At 74.4% G+C, this 6230-nt stretch carries 4 protein-coding genes; all 4 read right to left on the bottom strand.

All coding sequences use genetic code 11. The features are described 5' to 3' along the window. A partial coding sequence (locus tag IH44_RS43485) for a hypothetical protein (protein ID WP_157852616.1) occupies positions 1-2357 on the bottom strand: 2357 nt, incomplete at its 3' end. A gap of 140 nt (positions 2358-2497) precedes the next feature. Beyond that, positions 2498-2881 (bottom strand): WXG100 family type VII secretion target, encoded by a 384-nt coding sequence (locus IH44_RS0138605; protein ID WP_198545113.1) that lies wholly within the window; start codon positions 2879-2881, stop codon positions 2498-2500. Between the two features lie 212 nt (positions 2882-3093). Continuing rightward, entirely contained in the window at positions 3094-5214 is a 2121-nt protein-coding gene (gene ligA, locus IH44_RS0138600; RefSeq protein WP_030464531.1) for an NAD-dependent DNA ligase LigA, read from the bottom strand. A 108-nt stretch (positions 5215-5322) separates the two neighbouring features. After that, a complete protein-coding gene (locus IH44_RS0138595; protein ID WP_030464530.1) occupies positions 5323-6042 on the bottom strand; it encodes an SMI1/KNR4 family protein in 720 nt (239 codons plus the stop codon). Positions 6043-6230 lie beyond the last annotated feature (188 nt).

Here is a 6230-nt window from a genome sequence, read left to right as displayed (position 1 = left end):
GTGGTGGCGTTCTGGGCGGGGGTGTTCTGGTGGGGGACGGAGGGAGCGGGGGCGGCGGCGGTGGGGCGGTTGCCGGTGGGGGTGGCTGCGGGGGCGTTCCCGCCAGGGGCGGCGCCGCCCGGGGTGGTACCGGTCGGGACGGTACCGGTAGGGACGGTGCCGGGCACGATCGGGGTGCCGGTCGGCGTACCGGCCGGGACACTCTGCTCCGGGGTCGGCGTCGGGGTGTGGCCCAGGCGCGGGTCCGGTCCGGAGTGGGCCGGGGGAGCGGTGGCGGTGGCGCCCAGACCGGCGGTGTTGAGGCTGACGGGACGGGTGCCCGCGGTCCCGTCGCCGGAGGCGGTCCCGGCGTGGTCTGCGCTCCCGGCGTGGTCTGCGGTCCCCGCGAAGGCCGCGCGGGGATCGACCCGGGCGGGACCGGCCTCGGACGAGGCGTGCGCAGGGGTGGGTGTGGGTGCCGTGGCGTGCTCGGCGGTCCGCGGATCGGGAGTCGCGGCGTCCGGGCGGGTCCCCGCCGGAGCGCTCTCGTCGCGCGGCGTCGGGACGTCACCGGAGTGCGGCCGCTCGGACGCGTGCGCAGGCCCGGCCGCCGGGGCGGCCTCGGAGGCGCGCGGCGGCGGATTGCCCTCGCCGGGCGCCGGGCGGGCGCCCGGGTCGTGGTCGGGCGTGCGGTCCGGAGTGCTGTCGGCGTGGGCGGGACCGGGCCGGCCGGAGTCCCCGTCCGGCGTGTGCGACGGGACGGAGTCGGGCCGGGTCGTACCGCTGTCCGGCGTGCGGGAGGGGGCGTTGTCGGTGGAGCCGGGACGCGTCGGATCGCCGTCGGGCGCGCGGTTCTGGGCGTTGTCGGACGCGGCCGGGTGGGTGCCCGGGTCGTGGTCCGGCGTGCGGGACGGGGTGCGGTCCGGGGTGCCGCCCTCCGCGGGAGTGGAAGCGGGCCGCGTCGTGTCCGCGTCCGGGCGGGTGCCGGTGCCGGTACCGGTGTCGCTGTTCGGCGTGGGGGAGGGGTGTGACGAGTCCGGTGCCGAACGTCCGTCCGGGGAAGCCGAGTTGGCGTCGACCGGGGTGCTGTGCGGGGTCGGGCCGGCGGCGGCGGGGGTACTGTCCGCGTCGGGGGTCAGCCGGGTGCCGAACGGGTCGAGCGGCGTGTTGGTACGAGGCTCGCCCGCCGGTGTCGTCGCCGCCGGCTGCTGCTGCGGACGCGGAGACTCACCTCCCGGACCGGGGGCGCTCTGCCCCGACGGCCCGTCACCGGACGGACCACTGCTGGACGCAGCCGTCCCGGACGGCCCGCTCCCGGCCGGCGTACTCGTGGTCGGGCCGCCGCCGGTGGACGTCCCCGAAGCCGGGCTGCTCCCGGTGGGAGCACCGCCGGACGGCACGCCCGAAGCGGAACTGCCCGACGACGGACCGCTGTCCCCCGAAGCCGTCCCGCCACTGCCGGAAGCGGAACCAGCACTGCCGGAAGTGGAACCGGTGCCGCCGGAGGCAGAGGTGGAAGCGCCCGTACCGCTGCCACTGCCGCTGCTGTCGTCGTTGCTGCCGCCGCCAGTGCTGCCGCCACTGCCGCCACTGCCGCTACTGCTGTCGCTGCCGCCCGACGAGCCGGAGTCGCTGCCGCGTCCCGCCGCGTGGTCCAGTCCGCTGCGGGCGTGTCCGCCGGCTCGGGCGCCTGCGCCGTCCCGGAGGGCCTCGGTGAAGGTCTGGCCCGAGTTCTTGACCGCGTCCTTGAACTCCTCGGCGCCCGCCTTGCCGGTGCGTCCGAGGTCGTACCCGCTCTGGGCGCCGAAGCCCTGGTTGACGGTCTGGGCGATCAGGTCGCTGATCATGGCCTGGACGGCGGAGACGACCGGTTCCTTCAGCGTCTCCATGATGGCCTCGACCAGGGCCTGCCGGAGTTCCTTCAGCAGGCGCCGCACGATGGCCTTGGTGGCCAGGGTCGCTCCGGCGGCCCCCAGTTCGGACAGGCCGAGGGTGAACGGTGCGGCGGCCTGGGCGGCGATCAACTCCACTGCCAGTGCGACGAGTTGCGCGATCACGGCGACCTTGCAGGTGATCACGATCACCGCGGCCGCGTCGAACGCCGCCGCGATCAGCCGGGCGGCCATCGCGGCGTCCGCCAGGTAGCCGCTGCCGCCGCCGGAGAACTTCTCCCAGGTCTTGGCGAACGCGTCGATCGAGTCGCCCGCGTTGCTCGCCAGCACGTTGTTGGCGGCGCCGGCGGCCCGGTAGTGCAACTCCTCGACCTGGTCGGCGAAGTCGCGCCACACCTGCGCGGACTCCATCAGCTTGTCCTCGTCCGCGGTCGGCCAGTCGAAGCCGAGCATCTCCAGGACCCACTCGACGCTGTCCGGCAACATCAGCGACACTTCGCCAAACCCCCCGTAACGACACGCACTTCACAACAGGACAGACAGCACGGCCAGGTCGGACAGCACAGCCACGACAGACCGGTCGGACAGGCCGGCCGGGACGACCAGGCGGGCCGGGACGGCGCGGGTCAGTGCGCCCGCGGCCGGTACAGCGCGTGGATGCCGCTCCCCACCTGGCCCTGCGCGGACTCCAGGGTCCGGAACGAGCCGTCCGTCGTGGCCTCGTTCGCCTCGTGGTTGGCCGCCATGCCCTGCAGCTTCTGGCCGATCTCGCCGATCCGCTCGCCCAGGGACTGCATCGACTCCTTCATCCCGTCGCGCAGGCCCTCGTACACGACCCCGAACTTCTCGCCCAGGTCGTCGTCGCCCCACGGCGGGGTGTCGCCCTTCTCCAGGGCCTGCAACCGTCCTGACAGGTCGTTCACCGCGGCCAGGAAGTCCTCACCGACCGCCGCCATGCTGCTGCCCTCGGACCGGAGACTGTCCGGATCCACCACGATCTGCTGCGACACCACTGCCCCCGTTGTCACGCGTCCAGGTCGATCCGGCCCACCCCGACCGACCTTGCTCATCAGATCATAATGTTAGCCGTTCGATGGTCATCCCTTTGTCTCCCTTTTGCCTCCTGAAAACCCGTCGGCCCGGAACGGAGGCGGCACCATCACCACCACCCGCACCGGGCCGACGGACCGACAGAACGACGCCCTGCCGGCAGGAACCGGACTCAGACCGCGACGGGCAGGAGCCGGGCGACCAGCGCCGCGAACTGCTCCGGGTCGAGGATCCGGATGCCCAGCTCCTCCGCCTTCGCGCGCTTCGAACCGGCCTTCTCCCCGGCGACCAGCAGCGTGGTCCGCTTGGAGACCGAGGACGACGCCTTGCCGCCGGCCCGCTCGATCAGCTCGTTCATCTCGTTGCGGGAGAGCGCGGCCAACGCCCCCGTCATGCTGCCCGTCACCACCACCGCCTCACCGCTCAACGGACCGCCGCTCAGCGCACCGCCGACGACGGCCTGCGCACCGGCGTCCTCCGCGACGGCCCCCTCCGTGACAGCCGCCGGATCGGCCAGCGCGGCCACCACGGCCGCCGCGGTGACCTGGGTGCCCACGCCCAGCTCCGCCAGCCGGTCCAACAGGGGCGACAGCTCGGCGAGTTCGGACACCACCAGCCGGGCCTTCTCCGGGCCGATGCCGTCCACCAGCGCCAGCGCCAGCGCCTCCGCGTCCGCCGCCCGGATCGCCGCCATCGAACCGAAGTGCGCCGCGATCCGCCGCGACATGCTGCGCCCCGTCCCGCGCACGCCCAGCGCGCACAGCACCCGGTTCAGCGGGCGCGTCCGGGCGGCTCCGATCGCCGCGAGCAGGTTGTCCGTGCTGGTGGTGCCCATCCGCTCCAGCGACAGCAGCTGCTCGCGAGTCAGCGTGAACACGTCCGCCAGGTCGCGCACCAGCCCGGCCTCCACCAGCTGCACCGCCCGGGTCGAACCCAGGCCCTCGATATCCAACTGGTCGCGGCCCGCCGCGTAGATGATCGACGCCACCGCCTGGCAGTTGCGCCCCCGCACGCAACGCCAGCGCTGCTCACCGGTGTCGATCGCCTCCCCGCAGCGCGGACAGGCGGACGGGAAGACGATCGGCCGCTCCTCGCCGGTGCGCTCCTCGACCAGCGGCGCCTCCACCCGCGGGATCACGTCCCCCGCGCGGTAGACGAAGACCCGGTCGCCCAGCATCAGCCCGCGCCGCTCGATGTCGGCCGGGTTGTGCAGCGTGGCGAACGACACCGTCACCCCGTCGATCACCACCGGCTCCAGCACGGCGCGCGGCGCGATGATGCCCGTCCGGCCCACCGCCCACTCCACCCCCAGCAGCCTGGTCACCTTGTGCTCCGCCGCGAGCTTGCGGGCCACCGCCCAGCGCGGCGCCCGCGAACCGGAGCCCGCGTCCCGCTGGTCGGCCGCGTCGTCGGCCTTCACCACCACGCCGTCGATGCCGAACGGCAGCGCGGCCCGCATCCCCGCGATCTCCTCGACCCGCCGCTGCACCTCCTCGACGCTCTCGCAGCGCAGCGGCGCGGCCGCCGTCGACGCCGCCGTGTTCGCCCCGAGCGCCGCCAGCCGCTCCAGCAGCGCACTGTGCGTCGGCGCCCCGTCGGTGCCATCGGCGCCCTCCAGGCCCACCGCGTCGTAGGCGAAGAACGTCAACTCGATCCGGTACGGCCGGTCCTTGGCCCGTAGCGTCCCCGCCGCGCCGTTGCGCGGGTTGGCGAACGGCACCGCGCCGTGCGCCGTCCGGAGCTCGTTTGCCACCTCGAACTGCGCGTGCGTCAGCAGGACTTCGCCGCGCAGCTCGACGTCCACCGGCTCGGCGAGGACGGCCGGCAGGCCCAGTACGTCCCCCGCCGTGTGCGTGATGTCCTCACCCGCCAGCCCGTTCCCGCGGGTCAGCACCCGCCGCAGCACCCCCGCCTCGTACCGGGCCGCCACCGCCAGCCCGTCCAGCTTCGGCTCCACGCACCACCCGGCCGGCGCCCGCCCCAGCCGGCGCTCCAACGAGGCCGCCCAGTCCGCGAGTTCCTCCCCCGAGAACACGTTGTCCAACGACAGCATCGGCACACTGTGCGGCACGTCCCCCACCGCCGCGCCACCCGCCACCTTCCCCGTCGGCGACTCGGCCAGCACCTCCCCCGGATGCGCCTCCTCGTACGCCGCGATCGCCCGCACCAGCACGTCGTACTCGTCGTCCCCGAGCGCCGTCGCCCCGTCCCCGTAGTAGGCGGCGGCAGCCCGCGCGGCAGTGGCAACGGCATCGGCGTAGTCGCCGGAAGAGAGCAGAGCGGCGTTGTTCATGACCGTTATTCTTCCGTCGAGCACTGACAATCGACCGCTCCGGACAAGCCTCCGATCACCTGACGGGGCGTCAGGGAGAATTGCGGCGGATGCGCGGCGGGAAGCCGTTCAACAGACCCAGCGGGTCGGGAAATCGGCGTGCAGGGTGTCGAGGCCGGCCGGGGTGCGGGTGCAGGCGTGGAGCCAGGAGTGGGAGCCGAGGCCGTCGTGGCGGAGCAGGCGGCCGGGGGCGGCGTACCAGCGGATCGGGGAGTCGTTCCAACCGGCCCGCATCGGGTGGTCGGGGAGGGGGAGGCGGGCGTGGTGCTCGTGCAGGGCGGGCAGCAGGGCGGACGGGAGCTCGCAGGCGTCGTAGTGGGGGGAGCCGAGCAGGAACTCGGTCAGGACGAGTTCGACCCAGGCCAGTGACATCCGGTCCAGGAAGGGGATCCGGCCGTTGCCCGCCTCCACCAGCACCGGCGGGTCGTCCTGGCCGAGGGCGGACAGCGGGATGCCCCAGGAGGCGCAGCTCTGGTTCTCGTCCCGGAAGACCAGGACCCCGCCCAGCTCCTCGTCGATGTGGAGCCCGGACGGCGGGAGCAGCGGGTCCTGGTTGCGGGTCAGGTCGTCCCGGCGGCCGAACAGGGCGTAGCCGGCGCGCAGGGCGGCGGGGAGGCGGAGGCCCAATCTGGCTTCGGCGGCAGCGAGTTCGGACTCGGGGCAGCCGTCCGCGGGGGTGAGCGGCCGGTCGGTCCAGGCGGCGGCCAGCCAGCGGACGAACTCCAGGGCCTGCGCGGGGGAGTGGATGCCCGCGCGCAGGGCGAGGGAGGCGTCGGGTGCGGGGTCCATCGGACGGGCTGGCGGGGCTCAGGCCGGGTGGTGGGTGGTGGTGAAGGCGGTGGCGTTCCAGGTGCCGCCGAGGGGTGGGGCGAGGGAGGCGGTGGCGAGGGGGGAGGGGGGGTTCGGGTGGGGGGCCCATCGGACGGGCTGGCGGGGCTCAGGCCGGGTGGTGGGTGGTGGTGAAGGCGGTGGCGTTC

This window comes from Kitasatospora sp. NRRL B-11411, from assembly GCF_000721345.1.
GTDB lineage: Bacteria > Actinomycetota > Actinomycetes > Streptomycetales > Streptomycetaceae > Kitasatospora > Kitasatospora cineracea.
This window is presented reverse-complemented; position numbering and strand designations above follow the sequence as displayed.